The sequence below is a fragment of the Arthrobacter sp. E1SS-5 genome (assembly GCF_057073715.1).
The window spans coordinates 1,664,235-1,683,053 of record NZ_CP172703.1 but is presented as its reverse complement, the minus strand read 5'-3'; the positions used below and the strand labels follow the sequence as shown (position 1 = coordinate 1,683,053).

At 66.0% G+C, this 18,819-nt stretch carries 16 protein-coding genes; all 16 read right to left on the bottom strand.

Features of this window, described 5'->3' with window-relative positions; all coding sequences use genetic code 11:
- Positions 1–3,558 (bottom strand): DNA polymerase III subunit alpha, encoded by a 3,558-nt coding sequence (gene dnaE, locus ACIGJD_RS07775; RefSeq protein ID WP_483689013.1) that lies wholly within the window; start codon positions 3,556–3,558, stop codon positions 1–3.
- Positions 3,559–3,607: 49 nt separating this feature from the next.
- Positions 3,608–4,534, bottom strand: coding sequence for an RluA family pseudouridine synthase (locus ACIGJD_RS07770; RefSeq protein ID WP_483689012.1), 927 nt, complete (start codon positions 4,532–4,534; stop codon positions 3,608–3,610).
- The gene (gene lspA, locus ACIGJD_RS07765; protein ID WP_483689011.1) at positions 4,527–5,099 is read right to left on the bottom strand and encodes a signal peptidase II; all 573 of its coding nucleotides are present in this window, start codon (positions 5,097–5,099) and stop codon (positions 4,527–4,529) included. The genes ACIGJD_RS07770 and lspA overlap by 8 nt, the downstream gene beginning before the upstream one ends.
- 93 nt (positions 5,100–5,192) lie before the next feature.
- Positions 5,193–5,876 (bottom strand): DivIVA domain-containing protein, encoded by a 684-nt coding sequence (locus ACIGJD_RS07760; RefSeq protein ID WP_142134321.1) that lies wholly within the window; start codon positions 5,874–5,876, stop codon positions 5,193–5,195.
- 174 nt (positions 5,877–6,050) lie between these two features.
- Positions 6,051–6,338, bottom strand: coding sequence for a YggT family protein (locus tag ACIGJD_RS07755; protein WP_142134322.1), 288 nt, complete (start codon positions 6,336–6,338; stop codon positions 6,051–6,053).
- Between the two features lie 132 nt (positions 6,339–6,470).
- On the bottom strand, positions 6,471–7,001 hold the full coding sequence (locus tag ACIGJD_RS07750) for a cell division protein SepF (protein WP_141160844.1): 531 nt from the start codon (positions 6,999–7,001) through the stop codon (positions 6,471–6,473).
- A gap of 90 nt (positions 7,002–7,091) precedes the next feature.
- Positions 7,092–7,853 carry a YggS family pyridoxal phosphate-dependent enzyme gene (locus ACIGJD_RS07745; RefSeq protein WP_483689010.1) on the bottom strand — a complete coding sequence of 254 codons (762 nt, stop codon included), beginning with the start codon at positions 7,851–7,853 and terminating at the stop codon, positions 7,092–7,094.
- Positions 7,846–8,535, bottom strand: a complete 690-nt coding sequence (gene pgeF, locus ACIGJD_RS07740; protein ID WP_483689009.1) for a peptidoglycan editing factor PgeF — start codon at positions 8,533–8,535, stop codon at positions 7,846–7,848. The genes ACIGJD_RS07745 and pgeF overlap by 8 nt, the downstream gene beginning before the upstream one ends.
- A gap of 8 nt (positions 8,536–8,543) precedes the next feature.
- Positions 8,544–9,794, bottom strand: coding sequence for a cell division protein FtsZ (gene ftsZ, locus ACIGJD_RS07735; protein ID WP_483689008.1), 1,251 nt, complete (start codon positions 9,792–9,794; stop codon positions 8,544–8,546).
- Positions 9,795–9,978: 184 nt separating this feature from the next.
- The gene (locus tag ACIGJD_RS07730) at positions 9,979–10,887 is read right to left on the bottom strand and encodes a cell division protein FtsQ/DivIB (protein WP_483689007.1); all 909 of its coding nucleotides are present in this window, start codon (positions 10,885–10,887) and stop codon (positions 9,979–9,981) included.
- Complete coding sequence (gene murC, locus ACIGJD_RS07725) at positions 10,880–12,256, bottom strand: UDP-N-acetylmuramate--L-alanine ligase (RefSeq protein WP_483689006.1); 1,377 nt, start codon at positions 12,254–12,256, stop codon at positions 10,880–10,882. Before murC ends, ACIGJD_RS07730 begins: the two co-directional genes overlap by 8 nt.
- Positions 12,253–13,353: an undecaprenyldiphospho-muramoylpentapeptide beta-N-acetylglucosaminyltransferase gene (gene murG / locus ACIGJD_RS07720; RefSeq protein WP_483689005.1), complete on the bottom strand. Its 1,101-nt coding sequence runs from the start codon at positions 13,351–13,353 to the stop codon at positions 12,253–12,255. The genes murC and murG overlap by 4 nt, the downstream gene beginning before the upstream one ends.
- Positions 13,354–13,359: 6 nt before the next feature.
- Positions 13,360–14,685 (bottom strand): putative lipid II flippase FtsW, encoded by a 1,326-nt coding sequence (ftsW, locus tag ACIGJD_RS07715; RefSeq protein WP_483689004.1) that lies wholly within the window; start codon positions 14,683–14,685, stop codon positions 13,360–13,362.
- Between the two features lie 2 nt (positions 14,686–14,687).
- Positions 14,688–16,265, bottom strand: a complete 1,578-nt coding sequence (murD, locus tag ACIGJD_RS07710) for a UDP-N-acetylmuramoyl-L-alanine--D-glutamate ligase (protein ID WP_483689003.1) — start codon at positions 16,263–16,265, stop codon at positions 14,688–14,690.
- Positions 16,247–17,356 carry a phospho-N-acetylmuramoyl-pentapeptide-transferase gene (mraY, locus tag ACIGJD_RS07705; RefSeq protein WP_483689002.1) on the bottom strand — a complete coding sequence of 370 codons (1,110 nt, stop codon included), beginning with the start codon at positions 17,354–17,356 and terminating at the stop codon, positions 16,247–16,249. The genes murD and mraY overlap by 19 nt, the downstream gene beginning before the upstream one ends.
- Positions 17,353–18,816, bottom strand: coding sequence for a UDP-N-acetylmuramoyl-tripeptide--D-alanyl-D-alanine ligase (locus ACIGJD_RS07700; RefSeq protein WP_483689001.1), 1,464 nt, complete (start codon positions 18,814–18,816; stop codon positions 17,353–17,355). The genes mraY and ACIGJD_RS07700 overlap by 4 nt, the downstream gene beginning before the upstream one ends.
- Between the last annotated feature and the right edge of the window lie 3 nt (positions 18,817–18,819).

The window sequence follows — 18,819 nt, the reverse complement described above, 5'->3', positions numbered from 1 at the left end:
TCAGGCGTCCAGGCAGGCCGGGCCCAGCAGGACCTTCAGGTCGCCGAACAGCGACGGGCTGGGGTTGACCCGGAGGTGGACGGGAAGCCCCATGATTTCCGTGCGGGTGTCGCCCTGCAGGTGCAGCCTGACCTCCGAGTTGCCCCGGTGCGTGCGCAGCACATCGCCCAGTTCGGTGACCACGGCTTCGGTGGCCTTGTGGGTGGGCATGGTGATCACCAGGGGCCCGTGCAGCCCTTCGCTGAGGTCCGGGACGGACAGCTCCATGCAGTTCAAGGTGATGGCGCCGTCGTCGCGCTTTTGCAGGCGGCCCTTGACCACCACGATCAGGTCCTCGGCCAGCACGGAGGCGATGGGCCCGTAGACCTGGCCGAAGAACATGACCTCGATGGAACCGCCCAGGTCCTCCACCTCGGCCCGCGCGTAGGCGTTGCCGCTGGCTTTGGCGATGCGCCGGCTCAGTGAGGTGATCATGCCGGCGATGGTGATGATGGCGCCGTCCTGCGGCCCGTCCTCACCCAGGATGGTGGTGATGCTCATTTCGGCGTGCTGGCTGAGCAGCCCCTCAAGGCCCTGCAGCGGGTGGTCCGACACGTACAGGCCCAGCATGTCCCGCTCGAAGGAGAGCTTGTCCTTTTTCTCCCACTCGGGCAGGTCCGGGATTTCGATGCTCAGCGAGGCCTCCGATTCGGCCTCCTCGAAGCCGGCGAAGAGGTCGAACTGGCCAATGGCCTCGTTGCGCTTCAGGGTGATGACGGAGTCGATCGCTTCTTCATGGATCATCGCCAGGGCGCGGCGTTGGTGGCCCAGCGAGTCAAAGGCACCCGATTTGATGAGGGACTCGATGGTCCGTTTGTTGCAGACCACGGCCGGAACCTTCATCAGGTAGTCCTTGAAGGAGGTGAACGCGCCCTCGCTTTCCCGGGTGCTCACCATGGCTTCGACTGCGTTGACGCCCACGTTGCGGATGGCACCCATGCCAAAGCGGATGTCGTTGCCCACCGGGGTGAAGTTCAGGGCAGACTCGTTGACGTCCGGCGGAAGCACCGTGATGCCCATCCGCCGGCATTCGTTGAGGTAGATCGCCGACTTGTCCTTGTCGTCGCCCACCGAGGTCAGCAGGGCGGCCATGTATTCGGGCGCGTAGTGGGCCTTGAGGTAGGCGGTCCAGTACGAAATGACCCCGTAGGCGGCCGAGTGGGCCTTGTTGAAGGCGTAGTCGGAGAACGGCAGCAGGATGTCCCAGAGGGTCTTGACGGCTTCCATCGAATAGCCGTTGTCCTGCATGCCCTGGGAGAATCCGGCAAACTGCTTGTCCAGCTCGGACTTCTTCTTCTTGCCCATGGCACGGCGGAGGATATCTGCCTGGCCCAGCGAGTAGCCGGCCAGCTTCTGGGCCACGGCCATGACCTGCTCCTGGTACACGATCAGGCCGTAGGTGCCCCCGAGGATCTCCTTGAGCGGCTCCTCCAGCTCAGGGTGGATGGGGATGACTTCCTGGATGCCGTTCTTGCGCAGCGCATAGTCGGTGTGCGCGTTGGCGCCCATGGGGCCGGGCCGGTAGAGCGCCAGGACGGCGGAAATGTCTTCGAAGTTGTCAGGCTTCATGAGCTTGAGCAGCGACCTCATGGGGCCGCCGTCGAGCTGGAACACGCCCAGGGTGTCGCCGCGGGCCAGGAGCTCGTAGGACGGGGCGTCGTCCAGCTCAAGGTTTTCCAGGTCCAGGTCGATGCCGCGGTTCATCTTGATGTTCTCGAGCGCGTCGGAAATGATCGTCAGGTTCCGCAGGCCCAGGAAGTCCATCTTGATCAGGCCCAGGCCCTCGGACGTGGGGTAGTCGAACTGGGTGATTACCTGGCCGTCCTGGAAGCGGCGCATGATGGGGATGACGTCGATGATGGGGTCCGAGGACATGATGACGCCCGCGGCGTGCACACCCCACTGACGCTTCAGGCCTTCAATGCCCAACGCCGTCTCGAAGACTTTGGCAGCCTCGGGGTCGGTGGCAATCAGTTGCCGGAAGTCCCCCGCTTCGCTGTAGCGCTTGGATTCGGGGTTCTGGATGTCCGCCAGCGGAATGTCCTTGGCCATGACGGCCGGCGGCAGTGCCTTGGTGAGCTGCTCGCCCATGCTGAAGGGGTAGCCCAGCACGCGGGAGGAGTCCTTGAGGGCCTGTTTGGTCTTGATGGTGCCGTAGGTGACAATCATCGCCACGCGCTCATCACCGTATTTACGGGTGACGTAGTCGATGACCTCGGAACGGCGCCGGTCATCGAAGTCGACGTCGAAGTCGGGCATGGAGACGCGGTCCGGGTTCAGGAACCGTTCGAAGATCAGGCCGTGGCGCAGCGGGTCCAGGTCGGTGATGCGCATGGCGTACGCCACCATGGAACCTGCACCCGAGCCACGCCCGGGACCTACGCGGATGCCGTTGTTCTTGGCCCAGTTGATGAAGTCTGCAACCACCAGGAAGTAGCCCGGGAAGCCCATGGAGGTGATGACGCCGAGTTCGTAGTCCGCCTGCTTGCGGACCGCGTCCGGCACGCCACCGGGGTAGCGGTACTGCAGGCCCTTGTCCACTTCCTTGACCAGCCAGGAGGTTTCGTCCTCGCCGGGCGGGCAAGGGAACCGGGGCATAAAGTTGGCGTCGGTGTTGAAGGAGACTTCGCAGCGTTCGGCGATCAGGAGGGTGTTGTCGCACGCATCCGGGTGGTCTCGGAAGAGCTCGCGCATCTCCTGCGGGGACTTGAGGTAGTAGCCGCTGCCGGAGAACGCGAACCGCGAGCCGCCGTTGTCGTAGGTGGGTTCGAGCAGGGTGGAGCCGGACTGGATGGCCAGCAGGGCCTCGTGCGCCTTGGCGTCGTGCTCGTGGGTGTAGTGGAGGTCGTTCGTGGCCACCAGTGGCAGGTTCAGGTCCTTGGCCAGCCGCAGCAGGTCGCCGGTAACCCGCCGTTCAATGTCCAGCCCGTGGTCCATCAGCTCGCAGAAGTAGTTCTCCGCACCGAAGATGTCCCGGAACTCGGCCGCGGCTTCGAGTGCTTCGCGGTACTGGCCCAGCCGGAGCCGGGTCTGGACTTCGCCGGAGGGGCAGCCAGTGGTGGCAATGAGCCCCTCTGAGTAGGTGTTCAGCAGTTCCCGGTCCAGCCGCGGCCACTTACCGAAGACCGAGTCGAGGGAGGCGATGGATGAGGCGCGGAAGAGGTTCCGCATGCCCACATTGTTGTAGCTCAGGAGCGTCATGTGGGTGTAGGAGCCACCACCGGAAACGTCGTCCTTGCGCTGGGATTCATCGCCCCAGCGCACACGTTCCTTGTCCGTCCGGGCGGTCCCGGGAGTCACGTAGGCTTCGACGCCGATGATCGGCTTGATGCCCTTGGCCTTGGCCTTCTGCCAGAAGTCGAACGCTCCAAACAGGTAGCCGTGGTCGGTGGTGGCCAGCGCCGGCATGCCCAGCCGCTCGGTTTCATCGAACAGCTCCCCCAGGCGGGCAGCTCCATCCAGCATGGAATATTCGGTGTGGGTGTGCAGGTGGACAAACGAATCATTGCTGGAACTCACCGCACTATTCTAAGCGCTGCCCCCGTGCAGTCCGGCCAGGCAGTCCGTGTCAGGCCTGGCCGGATTGCAGCACTTCCAGGGCATAGGCAAGGTCCTGTGGATAGCCGCTGGTGACGGTGACGCGCTCCCCCGTCACCGGGTGGTCAAACGAGAGTTCACGGGCGTGCAGCCACTGCCGCGTGAGCCCCAGGTTGGCGGCCAGGCGGGGATCAGCACCATACGTCAGGTCGCCGGCGCAGGGGTGCCGGAGCGCAGAAAAGTGGACGCGGATCTGGTGTGTCCGCCCGGTTTCGAGGTGGACCTCCACCAGGCTCGCCTTGCCGAATGCCTCCAGGACCTCGTAATGGGTCACCGAGGGCCGGCCGTCCTCGATGACGGCGAAGCGCCAGTCGTGTCCGGGGTGGCGGCCGATGGGGGCGTCGATGGTACCGGTGAGGGGGTCCGGCAGGCCCTGCACCACCGCGTGGTACACCTTGTCCACGGTACGTTCCTTGAACGCCCGCTTGAGGGCTGTGTAGGCCCGCTCTGACTTGGCCACCACCATCACGCCCGAGGTCCCGACGTCGAGCCGGTGGACGATGCCGGCCCGCTCCGGGGCGCCGGAGGTGGAGATCCGGTAGCCGGCAGCGGCGAGCCCGCCCACCACGGTGGGTCCCACCCAGCCCGGCGAGGGATGGGCTGCCACGCCGACGGGCTTGTCAACGACGACGAAATCGTCATCATCGAGCAGGATGTTCAGGCCTTCCACAGCTTCCTCCACGACTTCCAGCGGGTCCCGGCGTTCCGGGACGGTGACGTCCAGGACCGCCCCGGCCACGAGTTTCGCCGACTTTGGCAACGCCTTGCCTTTGTTCAGCACATGGCCTTCCGCCAACAGGGATGCCGCAACGGAACGGGACACGCCCAGGATGCCGGCCAGGCCGGCGTCGGCCCGAGTGCCGCCAAACTCTTCGGCGACGACGATGCGCTCACTCATGGCCGGGCTTGTCCTTATGTCCGCTCCCCAGCCGCGTCCCATCGAGGGCGATTCCCCGCAGGGTCAGGATGCAGATGATGGCGACGGCGGACACCACGGCGGAATCGGCGATGTTGAAGATGGCGAAGTTGGGGAGCTGGATGAAGTCCACCACGTGCCCCATGCCAAAGGACGGCTCCCGGAAAAGCCGGTCCGTGAGGTTGCCCAAAGCGCCGCCAAGCAGCAGGCCCAAGGCCAGCGACCACCAGGCCGAGCCCAGCCTCCGGACCTGGAACAGGATGGCGATGGCAACACCCGCCATGATGATGGAAAACACCCAGGTGACGTTCTCGCCAATGGAAAACGCCGCACCTGAATTGCGGATGAAATACCAGTGGAGCAGGGGTGGCAACACGGGGATCCGCTCACCCTCCACCATGGAGGAGGTCACCCAGAGTTTCGTCAGCTGGTCCAGGACGTAGGCGAAAACCGCGAAGCCGGCAAACAGGGACAGCAGGACTGCCCGGCGGGGGCGGTGCGGGGGAGGGACAGGGCGTGCCGCGTCGGCGGCAATTTCGTCAGTCATGGTGCTTTCAATTCGGGGAACTGGGCGTCAATGCCAAAAGCCGGCGGCCGAGGAATCCCCAGCCACCGGCTTTCAGAATACGTGCTGCCAGGCTTAGTTCGCTTCGCTGACTTCCGGCGTCGCAACGGAGCCACGGGCATCCAGGTCGCGGAGCTGGCCCTCGATGTAGGCCTTCAGGCGTGAACGGTAATCGCGTTCGAAGCCGCGGAGCTGCTCCACCTTGCGCTCCAGTACCGAGCGCTGCTGCTCGAGTGCGCCGAGGATCTTGCGGGACTTTTCCTGGGCGTCGTTGACGAGGCTGCTGGCTTCGATCTGCGCCTCGGCAATGATCTTGTCCTTCTGCGCCTGGCCATCGGCGACGTGGCGGTCGTGCATCTGCTGTGCCATCGCAAGCAGGCCAGCGGCCGATTCGGCGGAGGGAGTGGCAACAGCCGCGGGCGCGGCCGGTGCGGCAGCAGCCGGAGCAGCGGGCTCGACGTCCTTCTTCTTGGCTTCGGCGGCCTTGGCTTCCGCTTCCGCCTTCTCGCGGGCCTCATCCTTGTCGGCCTTGACCGGCGCGGGGACCTTTTCCACCACAGGTGCGGCAGCGGAGCTTGCCGGCACGCTGGAACCGGCCTCGGCGAGCTTCTTGCGGAGCTCGTCGTTTTCCTGGTTCAGGCGGCGGAGTTCAACGACGATTTCGTCCAGGAAGTCGTCAACTTCGTCCTGGTCATAGCCCTCACGGAACTTGGTGGGCTGAAAGCGCTTGTTGACAACGTCTTCTGGCGTCAAAGCCATCTGGTCACCTCACTGGTCTGGTTAGTCAGTAGGCCTTCCGGCCGTCAAAACTAAGGTACCTAAATTTGGTCTGCTTACTCTAATTCAACACTGCAGTGTCAAACCGGAGGTTTCTTCGCTTTACAGTAGCCGCTCGCAAGCGGAACAACCTGCATTGCCGGTCTAAGTGCTGCCTCAGGCCAGGCTCCTGGTGACGCTCATCGCAATGCTGACTCCGATGAACAGGATCAGGAAGCCCAGGTCCAGGGAAATACCGCCGAGCCGGAGCGGCGGTATGAGCCGCCGGAGTCCCTTGAGCGGAGGATCCGTGATGGAGTACACGGCATGGGCCACCACCAGGGCCGCGCCCCGCGGACGCCATTCCCTGGCGAACATCTGCACCCAGTCGAACACCAGGCGGATTATGAGGGCGACAAAGAACAGCAGCAGGGCGAGATAGAGAAGTCCGAAAACAATTCCCATGACTTATTTCATATCTCCATATTCGTGCGGCGCGTCCATGATGGATGCCGCTGTTGTGCTGCCGGTGTCTTGTCTATTTCAGCACAGATGCCAGACAGGTGTCCCTGCCTGGCATCTGACGAGCCCTGATGTTCAGCTTTGGTTGAAGAAGCTGGCCTGCGTATCACTGGCCTTCTTGTCGTCACCGATCACTTCGACATATGACGGTGAGAGCAGGAACACCTTGTTGGTCACCCGCTCGATGCTGCCGCGGAGGCCAAAGACGAGGCCGGCGGAGAAGTCCACCAGGCGCTTTGCGTCGGCCTCACCCATGTCCGTGACATTCATGATTACCGGAATCCCGTCCCGGAAGCTCTCACCGATGAGCTTGGCATCGTTGTAGGAGCGCGGGTGGATGGTAGTGATCTGGCGCAGACCGGTGTTCTCTTCGCGGCTCGAGGCCGCACGCTTAATGGGGGTCACAGGGGCGCGGTATTCCTCTTCAGGGGCGTAGGACGCCTCGCGGCTGACTTCGCGGACCGGTGCCGGGGCACGGCGTTCCTCGCGGTCAACTTCCATCGGTTCGTCCTCATCCTTACGTGTGGTCTGTTGCTCGGGCTCGTAATGCTCGTCGCCGTCGGCGAGCCCAAGATAGATCATTGTCTTGCGCAGAGCGCCGGCCATGGTCGACTCCTAATCGTGTCCCGTAAGCGGGCCGCCCAATGATTTGACAGCACTGGAGTCCCCCGCCCATCACTTCCAATAGGTCCGACGCTACCCCACGGCGGGACGGGAACCGAGAATATCGGAACCGATTCGCAGGTGTGTCGCCCCGAACTTGATGGCCGCCTCCAGGTCCTGGCTCATGCCTGCGGAAATGGCCGTCGCAGCGGGGTAATCCCCCACCAGCCGGGCGGAAATCCCGGCAAGCTTTTCGAACGCCGGCTCCGGCGGCGCTCCCAGCGGGGCAACCGCCATGACTCCGGCAAGGTTAAGGCCTTCGGCGGCGGCGATCCGCTCTGCCAGGACCGGCACATCGGCGGGGGCTGCCCCGCCGCGTTGCGTGCCGGCGTCGTCCGTTTGATCTTCCAGGTTGACCTGGATAAAGCAGTCCAGCGGAGCGCGGCCGCTGGAATCCATCTCGTTCCGAACTGCCTTTGCCAGCGCATCCACGAGCTGCGTCCGGTCCACCGAGTGGACCGCGGAGGCATAGCGTGCCACGGATTTGGCCTTCTTGGTCTGCAGTTGGCCCACGAAATGCCAGGTGAGGGCAAGGTCAGCCAGTTCCAGGGCTTTGGCGGCTGCTTCCTGGTCGCGGTTCTCACCGACGTCCCTGATCCCCAAGGCTGCAAGCCGCCGGATGTCCTCTGCCGGGTGGAACTTGGTGACCACGATCAGGGCGGGCAGCCGGTCGCTGCGGCCCGCGCTGTCAGCCGCCTTCGCGATCCGGGACCGTACCGCGGCAAGCCGCTGGGCAAGTTCTGCGGTGCGGGTGTCTTCACCCTGGCCCTGCCCCGGCGCCGACAGCTCAGTCATGGCACCAGACCAGCCCGGCGAAACGGCCTGTATGGCGGTCCCGGCGGTATGAATAGAGGGTTTCCGTCTCAAGCGTGCAGGCGCCTGTGTATTCCACGTCCACCCCAACGGCTTCCAGCTGGCTCCGCGCCCCGGCTGGAAGGTCAAGGGCAGGCGTGTCCCAGGACGTGGTGCTCCGGGTTGCGGGAACCAGGGCGGCCACGTCATCGCGCAGCGCAGCGGGAACTTCGTAGCAGGACCCGCAGATCGACGGCCCCAGCCAGGCGCGGATCCGGGCAGCGCCAAGGGACTCCATGCGCTCCACCGCGGCCGGCAGGATGCCGTTTGCGACACCGGGGCGGCCGGCATGGACGGCCGCAAGGACCGGGCCGTTGCCGGACTCCCCCGCCAGCAGCACCGGAATGCAGTCCGCCACCATGACCGCCAGGGGCAGGCCGAGGGACACCATGGCGTCGGCTTCAGGGGCCGGCGACTCCGCGTCCATCAGCGCCACCGTGGTGCCGTGGACTTGGTTCATGAAACGCAGAGACTGCGGTGCCACGCCGATGGACTGCTCCAGGCGCGCGCGGCGGCCCTGGACCGCAGCGGGATCATCCCCCACGTGCAGTGCCAGGTTCCCGGCATCCACATTGGTGAATGCGGCCGACACCCCGGGCAGGATGTCGGCGCGCCAATGGAACAAGCCGCCGCCTACTTCAGGAAGTCGGGGACATCCAGGTCATCCGGGTGGTTGCCGGTCAGGTCCGGCTCCACCACGGAAGGCAGGTCGACGTCGAAGCCCGAGTCCGCGGGGACGGCCGAGGGACGCTGCTGGCCCCAGTTGCTGAGTCCCGCGGCGCCGATGCCGGCGTGGAGCGGCTGGACGTTCTGCTGGTGGTTTCCGTTGTTCTGGTGGTTTCCGTTTTGCGGCGCCGAGGCCGGAGCGGCCGCAGGGGCAGCGGGCCGCTGCGGGGCGGCCTGCGGCTGGGACTGGTCCATGGAGGGCGAGGTGGCCTTGACGTCGTCGAACCCGGCCGCGATCACGGTCACGCGTGCTTCATCGCCAAGGGCGTCATCGATAACGGCACCGAAGATGATGTTGGCTTCGGGGTGGGCCACTTCCTGGACCAGCCGTGCGGCCTCGTTGATTTCGAACAGGCCGAGATCAGAGCCGCCCTGGATGGACAGCAGCACGCCGTGCGCGCCGTCGATGGATGCTTCCAGCAGCGGCGAGGCGATGGCCAGTTCGGCTGCCTTGACGGCGCGGTCCTCGCCGCGGGCGGAGCCGATGCCCATAAGGGCTGAGCCGGCGCCCTGCATGACGGACTTAACGTCCGCGAAGTCGAGGTTGATCAGGCCCGGCGTGGTGATGAGGTCCGTGATGCCCTGGACGCCCGAGAGCAGGACCTGGTCAGCGGAGCGGAACGCGTCAAGGACGGACACGTTGCGGTCGCTGATGGACAGCAGGCGGTCGTTGGGGATCACGATCAGCGTGTCCACCTCGTCGCGCAGGGCATCGATGCCTGCCTCGGCCGACCCGGCACGGCGGCGGCCCTCGAAGGTGAAGGGGCGGGTGACCACACCGATGGTCAGGGCTCCAAGCGAGCGGGCGATGCGGGCAACGACCGGCGCGCCGCCGGTGCCCGTGCCGCCGCCCTCGCCGGCGGTGACGAAGACCATGTCGGCGCCGCGGAGGACTTCCTCGATTTCGTCCGCGTGGTCCTCGGCGGCCTGCTTGCCCACCTCGGGGTTGGCGCCTGCACCCAGGCCGCGGGTCAGCTCGCGTCCGACGTCGAGCTTCACGTCCGCGTCGCTCATCAGCAAGGCCTGGGCGTCGGTGTTGATGGCGATGAACTCAACACCCCTGAGGCCGACCTCGATCATGCGGTTGACTGCGTTCACGCCACCGCCGCCGATGCCGACGACTTTGATGACGGCCAAGTAATTCTGCGGAGCTGCCACGTTACGTGTCCCTTGTTCGTGTCTTATTGCGAAAACTGATGGTGAGCTTGAAACCCTCAACCCTAACCCTCCACTTGAAGGTTAGAGTTATGTCAAGTAACTCTTGTCTGTGACGGTATTTCCTCTGGAACACACATTCAATAACCGGGTCCGCGTGTCGGATTAATACCGGGAAAGAAAGCGCTCAGCGCGTCACGGGGTGCCGGGGCACACTGACATCGTAGACCTTGACCGGGTTCTTGGGATCTGCCGGAGCCTTGAGGAGCGCAGCCAGGACCTTGGCTTTGAGTTCCTTCTCCGAGGCGTTGCCCCACACGATGGTCTGGCCGTCCACCAGCTTGAGTTCCACCGCGTCCACGGACTGCGCTGAGGCATTGGACAGCTTGGCCAGCACGTCGGCGGGCAGTGCACCCAGGACCGCCGCGGTGGCGCGGAACAGGTCCTGGCCGATCGCCCCGGCGCCGCCGTCGATCACGGGCAGGGAGGCCGCCGCGGGATCATCAGTGGTGCCTAACTGCACACCATCGACGTCCACCAACTGGTACTGCTCCCCCTGCTTGACCAGGGCCACGGGTACCCGCTCGTGCACGGCGACGGCAAGGGTGGATGGCGGGCGCGCCTCAACGGAAACAGATTTCACCTGGATCAGGGATCCCAACAGGCCGCGCACATCGTCGTCGCTGATCTGCGGCAGCGGCTTGCCGCGTAGGGGTTCCAGGGCGGCCTGCACCTGCTCGGGGGTGAGCAGCCGGGTGCCGGAGACTGAGACTGTCTTGAGGGCAAGGACAGGTGAGTAGACTGCCGCGGCCAGCAGGGCGGCCACCAGCGCAACCACGGTTCCGACGGCGAGCAGGACTTTCTTCCGGCGTCGCCGGCCTTTCGGTTCGGGGAACGCCAGGACCGTTGCCCCGGCGGGTTTCTGCTCCTTCGCGGGCTTCCGGGCCGGTTTCTGCCCCGCCTGGTCCGGGATGCTGCGCGACGCGGTGATGATGTCCCCTCCTGTCGCCTGGTCCGGCGCGCTGGTACCCTCGCCGGAATCCGGGCGGGTGTTCCGTCTGGGCGGTGCGTAGGTGGGACGGCGGGAGCTAGGCACGCAGCGCCTCCACAATCCGGGGCCCGTAGGCCGTGACGTCGCCCGCGCCAACGGTGAGGACAACGTCCCCCTCCCCTGCCACTCCGGCGAGCGTCTCCACCGCGTCCTCGGCACTGACCAACCGGCCGCCCTCCGTGAGGTGGTCGGCAATGAGCTGGCTGGTGACTCCGGGAATGGGGTCTTCCCTGGCGGGGTAGATGTCCAGGACCAGGGCGGTGTCGGCCAGGTTAAGGGCGTCGGCGAACTCTGCGGCGAACTCGCGGGTACGGGAGAACAGGTGCGGCTGGAACAGGACATGCACCTTGTTGCCCCCTGCCACCGAACGGGCTGCGGTCAGGGCCGCACGGACTTCAGTGGGATGGTGGGCATAGTCGTCAAACACCCGTACCCCCCGCTCCTCGCCCTTGAGCTCGAACCGGCGGGAGGCGCCGGAGAAGCTGGCCAGGCCCTCGGCCGCTGCTGCCGGGTCCACGCCCAGTTCAAGGGCAACGGCGAAGGCTGCGGCGGCGTTCAGGGCGTTGTGCCTGCCGGGAACCTGCAGCGACAGGCTGTACCGGGCACCGCCTGTTGCCACCGCAACCTGGCCGGGGCCGGCGTCGTCCAGCCTGATGTCCGATGCCTCGCCGGTACCGTACAGGACCACCCGCGTGTTGCCCCGCGCCTTGGTCCGCTCAGCGAGGGCCTGGGCGCCGGGATCGTCCGCGCAGGCCACCAGCAGGCCGTCCGCGGGCAGCAGCCCCGTGAAGCGGTCAAAGGACTGGTACACGGCTTCAGCGGTGCCGTAGTAGTCCAGGTGGTCAGGCTCCACGTTGGTGACGACTGCGATGCGGGGCCGGTAGTTCAGGAAGGAGCCGTCGGACTCGTCTGCCTCGGCAACGAAGATTCCTGAGGCCCCGTGGGCAGCGTTGACGCCAAGCGCGGGAATGTTGGCTCCCACGGCGAAGCTGGGATCCAGGCCCGCTGCCCGCAGCAGGACGGTGATCATCGACGTCGTGGTGGACTTGCCATGCGTTCCGGCCACGGTCACCACAACGTCGTCGCCCATGGTGGCCGCCAGCGCCTGCGAACGGTGCAGCACCGGCAGCCCCGCCAGCCCCGCTGCCGCCAGTTCAGGATTGTCTTCGCGGATTGCGGATCCGGCAACGACGGTCTGCGCGTCGCCCAGGTTGCCGGGTGCGTAGCCCACCGCTATGCGCGCCCCGGCAGCGGCGAGGTCTGCCATGACCGGCAGGTCCTTGGCATCGGAGCCGCTGACGGGGACGCCGCGTGCCACCATGATGCGGGCCACGGCGGACATGCCTACTCCCCCGATGCCAATGAAGTGCACCTTTCCAAGGGAGTCCAGGCCGGGCGTGTTGTGGGGGCTCATGCTGATACCGCTTCCAGGACAAGACCAGCCATGCGCTGGTCGGCGTTTCGGATGCCGAGCCGGTAGGACTTGGCTTCCATGGCGGCGAGCCGTGCTTTATCGGTGATCAACGGAATCAGCTCGCGCTCAACCCATCCGGCCGTGAAGTCGCGGTCAGCCACCAGCAGTGCGCCGCCCGCCGCTACCAGGCCCTTTGCGTTCAGCGCCTGTTCCCCGTTACCGATGGGCAGGGGCACCAGGACGGCCGGGACGCCCACCGCGGCAACCTCGGACACCGTGGCTGCCCCGGACCTTGCCAGCAGCAGGTCCGCGGCGGCATAGGCCAGTTCCATTCCGTCGATGTACTCCACCTGCCGGTACCCGTTGGCGGTGAGGGGTTGCCCGGCCTGGTCAAGGACCGTTTTGCCGCGGCCGGTGATGTGCAGGGTCTGGACGCCGGCCCCGGCAAGCAGGTCCACGGCGGCGGCGACGGTCCGGTTGATGCTCTGCGCGCCGGATGATCCACCGGTGACGATCAGGGTTGGCTGCTGGGGATCAAGGCCCAGCGCCTCCCGCGCGGCAGTACGGGCGGCCTTCCGGTCAAGACCGGAGATCTCCTTGCGCATGGGCATCCCCACGTGTGCGGCGTTGCGGAGCGGTGTGCCGTCGAACGCCACAGCCACCCGTCCGCCCAGGAAGGCTCCCACCCGGTTGGCCAGCCCGGGGCGGGCATTCGCCTCATGGATCACGATCGGTGTGCCACGCTTCCTCGCCGCCAGGTACATCGGGGTGCAGACGTATCCGCCCACGCCCACCAGCACGTCAGCCTCCGCCCGGTCAAGGATGGCTCCGGCTTGGCGGACCGCGCCGGCCAGCCTTCCGGGCAGCCGGAGCAGGTCCGCGGACGGCTTCCGCGGAAAAGGCACGCGGTCGATCGTGGCAAGCTCCACGCCGGCAGCGGGAACCAGGCGGGTTTCCATTCCGGCCGGCGTTCCGACGGCAAGGACGGCGGCATCGGGGGCGTCGCTGCGAATGGCGGCGGCAATTGCGAGCAGGGGGCTGATATGGCCGGCGGTTCCGCCGCCCGCAAGGACGATGGAGGGTTTTGTCGAAGTCATCTGGGGTTAGGCACGCTTTCTGGAATTCTTTGGTTGGCTCTTGTCCCGCCCCGGCCGGATCCTGAACTTGAGGATCCGCTTGGGGCGCATGGCCGGGGCCATCTGTTCCCGGGCCAGCGAGAGGACCACCCCCACGGCACACAGCGACATCAGCAGGGCCGAGCCGCCATAGGAAATAAACGGCAGCGGCACGCCGATCACGGGCATGAGGCCGGTGACCACGGACATGTTCACCGTGGCCTGGCCCAGCAGCCACACCATGATGGTGCCCGCAAGGACCCTATGGAACATATCCTCCTGTGCCACCACAACGCGGTAGATCGCAGCGCCGAGGATCGCGAAAAGAACCAGGACGACGACGGTCCCCACCAGGCCAAGCTCCTCGCCGATGATGGCGAAGATGAAGTCGTTGTGGGCTTCGGGAATCCAGCTGTACTTCTGCCGGCTCTGCCCCAGGCCCACGCCCAGCCAGCCCCCTGAGGCAAGGCCATACATGCCGTTGGTGGCCTGGTAGTTGGCGTCAATGCCGTCGGCGCAGGACTGACCGGTCCACCATGAGGTGATGCGGCACATGCGGTTTGAACTGGTGACCGCCATGACCGCCGTGCCGGCAGCGGCGATAAGGCCCGCGATGCCAAAGAGGTAGAGGGGAACGCCTGCGAAGAACAGCGCCGCCGCCATGATCATCATGATGATCATGGCGGTGCCCAGGTCGTTCCCCACCAGGATCAGCACGACGATGATGGCCGCCATGGGGACGGCGGGGACCAGCACGTGCTGCCACCGGTTAAGCAGCCTGCCCTTCCTGGCCAGCACCGTGGCCAGCCACAGCGCCAGGGCGAGTTTTGCCGCCTCGGAAGGCTGGAACGTGATGCCGCCCAGGTCAACCCAGTTCCGGTTGCCGTTGATCTCCGTGCCAACCACCTGCACCACGGCAAGGAGCACCACGGCGAACCCGACAGCGGGCCAGGCGAGCCGCTTCAGCCAGGCGACATTGATGCGCGACAACACGAACATGGTGAAAATGCCGATGGCCGCAAAGACACCCTGCTTTAGCGCGTCCCCGTAGGGCGACTTTCCGGCGGCAATCGATTCAACGCTGGAGGCGGAGAGGACCATCATGATCCCGATGGCCGTCAACGCAAGGGTGGCGCCAAGGATTAGGTAGTACGTGGAGCCGTTCCGGGACGTGCCCGTTCCCTCCAGGGCGGCCCAGAAGCGCCGGTACAGGGTGCGCAGTTTCCGGCCTGCAGAAGCGGGCTGCCGGGAGGCGGCAGCCGTGGAGCCAAGGCGGGGCCTGCCGGCCTGGGGCCGGGTGGGCGTACTGGCCATCGTTACTCCTCGCCGGTGTGGGCCTGCCCTTCCACCAGCTCGCGGACAGCGTCGATGAAAGTACCACCACGGTGAGCGTAGGAAGAGAACTGATCCATGGAAGCAGCTGCCGGGGCCATCAGCACGGTGTCGCCTGATTCGGCGATCCGTGCTGCTGACGCAACGGCCCGGGACATCACCCGTTCTCCCTTTCCGGGGGAACCGCCGGAGGTGCCACCGGACGCGGAAGCAGTCTGCACCCCTTCAGTCTCACCTGCCTCCGGTTCGATCACCGGGACATCGGGCGCGTGTCGCTGGAGGGCTTCCCGGAGGTGGGCGGTGTCCGTCCCGATCAGTACCACGGCCTTGAGGCGCGCGGCGTGGTCCCTTACGAGCTCGTCGTAGCTCACGCCCTTGGACAGGCCACCGGCGATCCAGACTACGTTGCTGAAGGCCGACAGGGATGCTGAGGCTGCGTGCGGATTGGTGGCCTTGGAGTCGTTGACCCAGAGGACGCCATTCATGCGGGCGACCGGCTGGATGCGGTGGTCGCCCGGGACATAGTCGAGGATGCCCTGGCGGACTGCCTTGGCGTCCACGCCATAGGCGCGCACCAGGCCGGCTGCGGCAAGGGCATTGGCAACCATGTGGCGTGGGGCCAGCGGTCCCAGGTCCGCCATGGAGGCCAGTTCAGCCGCGCTGTTCCGGCGCTCCTCGATGAAGGCGCGGTCCACCAGCAGCCCTTCCACCACTCCAAGCATGCTGATTGCCGGTGTGACTGTGGTGAAGCCCACCGCACGGCAGCCTTCCACGACGTCGGCGTTTTCCACCATGCGCTCGGTTTCAATCTGCTCGGCGTTGTAGATGCACGCCTTCTGGGTTCGCTCGTACACCTTCGCTTTGTCTGCGAGGTAGGAATCATAGGAGCCGTGCCAGTCAACATGGTCTTCGGCAACGTTCAGGCAGACGCTGGCCACCGGCGAAACGGATTCCGCCCAGTGCAGCTGGAAGCTGGAGAGTTCGACGGCGAAGACGTCGTATTCCACGGGGTCGCGGAGGGCATCCAGGATGGGGGTGCCCACGTTGCCGACGGCGATGGCCTTGAGGCCGGCGGCCCGCAGCATCGATTCGGTGAGCCCCACCGTGGTGGTCTTGCCGTTGGTGCCGGTGATTGCCAGCCAGTCAGCCGTCTTGCGGCCTTCCCTGGTCCGCACCCGCCACGCGAGTTCGACGTCGCCCCATACCGCGATGTGTGCCCGTGCCGCTGCGGCGAGCAGCGCCTGGTCCGGACGCCATCCCGGCGAGGTCACGATCAGTTCCGGAAGTTCGCCGTCGATGCGCGGGATGTGCGTCACGGCATCGGGGCCGAGCAGCACGTCGGCGGCACCCACGATCTTCAGGGTGTCCGCGTGGGCGCGGGCTGTGTCACTGGTGGCGGCGTCGACCACCACGACGCGTGCACCAAGTTCGATCAGGGTGTCCGCAGCGGCGAAACCGGATACCCCGATGCCGGTGACGACGACGCGCAGGCCGGCCCAGTCGGAGTCCCAGGAGACGAGGTTTGCCAGGCGTGGGGAAACGGTCACAGCAGTACAACCCATTCAGCGTAGAAGATGCCCAACCCGACCGCGACGAAGAGTCCGCCCAGGATCCAGAACCGGACCACGACGGTCACTTCGGCCCACCCCTTTAGCTCAAAGTGGTGCTGCAACGGTGCCATCTTGAACACGCGCTTCCCGCCGGTGGCCTTAAAGTAGCCCACCTGGATGATGACCGACAGGGTGATCAGCACGAAGAGGCCGCCCACGATGCCCAGCAGGAGTTCGGTCCGGGAGAGGATGGCGAACCCAGCCACGGCGCCGCCGATGGCCAGCGAACCGGTGTCGCCCATGAAGATCTTTGCCGGCGATGTGTTCCACCAGAGGAACCCCACCAGCGCGGCGCTGAGGATGGCGGCCAGGAGCGCAAGGTCCAGGGGGTCCCTGACCAGGTAGCAGCCGCTGCCGGCCTCCCGGGGGGAACCGCAGGCCTGGTTGCTCTGCCATATGCCCATCAGGGTATAAGCGCCGAAAACCATGATGGATGCACCGGCCGCCAGGCCGTCCAGGCCGTCGGTAAGGTTCACGCCGTTAGTGGCCGCGGTGACGATCAGGTTCGACCAGATGACGAAGAGGATGGCGCCGAGGACCGTGCCGCCGAAGGCAAGGTCGAGCCAGGGCAGGTCGCGGACCAGGGAGATCTTTGTTGACGCGGGCGTCAGGCCGGCGCCGTTGGGGAAGTTCAGCGCCAGGATGGCAAAGATGATGCCTACGGCGGCCTGGAGGATGAGCTTTGCCTTGGCGTTAAGGCCAAGGCTGCGCTGCCGGGAGATCTTGATGAAATCGTCCAGGAAGCCCACCAGGCCCATGCCCACCATAAGGAACAGCAGGATCAGGGCTGAGGCGGATGGTCCCGGCGAGTCAGGGTTCATCATCAGCATGATGAGATGCGTGAGTCCGTAACTAAGCAGCACGGAGGCCACCACCACGGTTCCGCCCATGGTGGGGGTGCCGCGCTTGGTGTGGTGCGATGTGGGGCCGTCGTCACGGATGAACTGGCCGTAGCCGCGGTGCACCAGGAGGCGGATGAAAAGCGGGGTGCCCACCAGGGAGCACAGCAGGGCCAGTCCTGCGCCGATCAATAGAGCAATCACAGCAGAGTGCTCCTTTCGTCGGCAGGGGTGGAGGTTGGGGGTAATGCTATCCGATCGCCCAAATGGCGAAGTCCCACGCTGTTGGAGGACTTGAACAACACCAGGTCGCCGGACTGGAGTTCGGCGTCCAGGACTTCGTAGGCCTCATCCACGGTCTCGGCGAAAAGGCACTCGTCCCCCCAGGAGCCTTCCTGCACGGCCGAAACGTAGAGGGCCCTGGCTTCACGGCCCACCACCAGCAGCCTGGAGATGTTGAGGCGCACTACCTGGGTGCCGACGGCTGTGTGCTCCCGGATGGAGTCTTCGCCCAGCTCCAGCATGGCCCCCAGGACCGCCCAGGTGCGGCGGCCGCGGCCAAGGTCGGCAAGGGTTCGAAGCGCGGCCCGCATGGACTCCGGGTTGGCGTTGTATGCATCGTTGATGATGGTGACGCCGTCCGCCCGCTCGGTGCGTTCCATGCGCCAGCGGCTGGCGGCCGCCTGGTTGCTCAGCGAATCCGCGATGTGGTCACCGGGCACTCCGGCAGCCCATGCGGCTGCAGCGGCTGCGAGCAGGTTTCCCATGTGGTGCGCACCGATGAGGCGGCTGCTGACATGCCGGGGAGCGGCACCGTCCGGAAGCTGGAGGTCGAATTCGGGGCTGCCCCCAGCGTTGGTGTCTGCATTGAGCGCCTGGACCTGCGCTTCTGCGCGTCCTTCTGCGGAAAAGCCAAGGACGGCAGCGGTGGTACGGCTGCGCATTGCGGCCACACGCTCGTCGTCAAGGTTGATGATTGCGGTCCCGCCGGCGGTCAGGCCTTCGACCATTTCACCCTTGGCAAGCGCAATGTTCTCCACTCCCCCGAACTCGCCGGCGTGCGCAGTGCCCACTGCCAGGACCACGCCGATGTCCGGCTTGACCATCTCTGCGAGGTAGCGGATGTGGCCGATCCCGGTGGCCCCCATCTCAATGACCAGGTAGCGGGTATCGGTGCCGGCCCGGAAGACCGTGAGCGGGACGCCCACCTCACCGTTGTAGGAGCCCTGGGGCGCCACCGTATTGCCTTGAGTGGCCAGGATTCCGGCCAGGAGATCCTTGGTGGTGGTCTTGCCGGCGGAACCGGTGATGCCCACCACCGTCAGCTGGTCTCCTGCTGCCGCACGTGCGGCCCGGATGCGGCGGACGGCTTCGGCGGCAAGGGCGCCCATGGCCAGGACAGCGTCGGTCACCACGATCGACGGGTACGCGTCACCGTTCGGTGCCGCTACCGGGTGCTCGACGAGTGCCAGCACGGCACCCGCGGCGAAGGCGGCGTCGATGAAGTCGTGGCCGTCGGCGTGTTCGCCCGGCTTCGCGACGTAGAGCGAACCCGGTGTGGCTTCGCGTGAATCCGTCACCACCGAGAGGGGCGTGAGTCCGGGATCGGCGTCCAGGCGCCCGCTGGTGATTTCGGCGATTTCCGCCGCAGTAAATGCAATCATCTC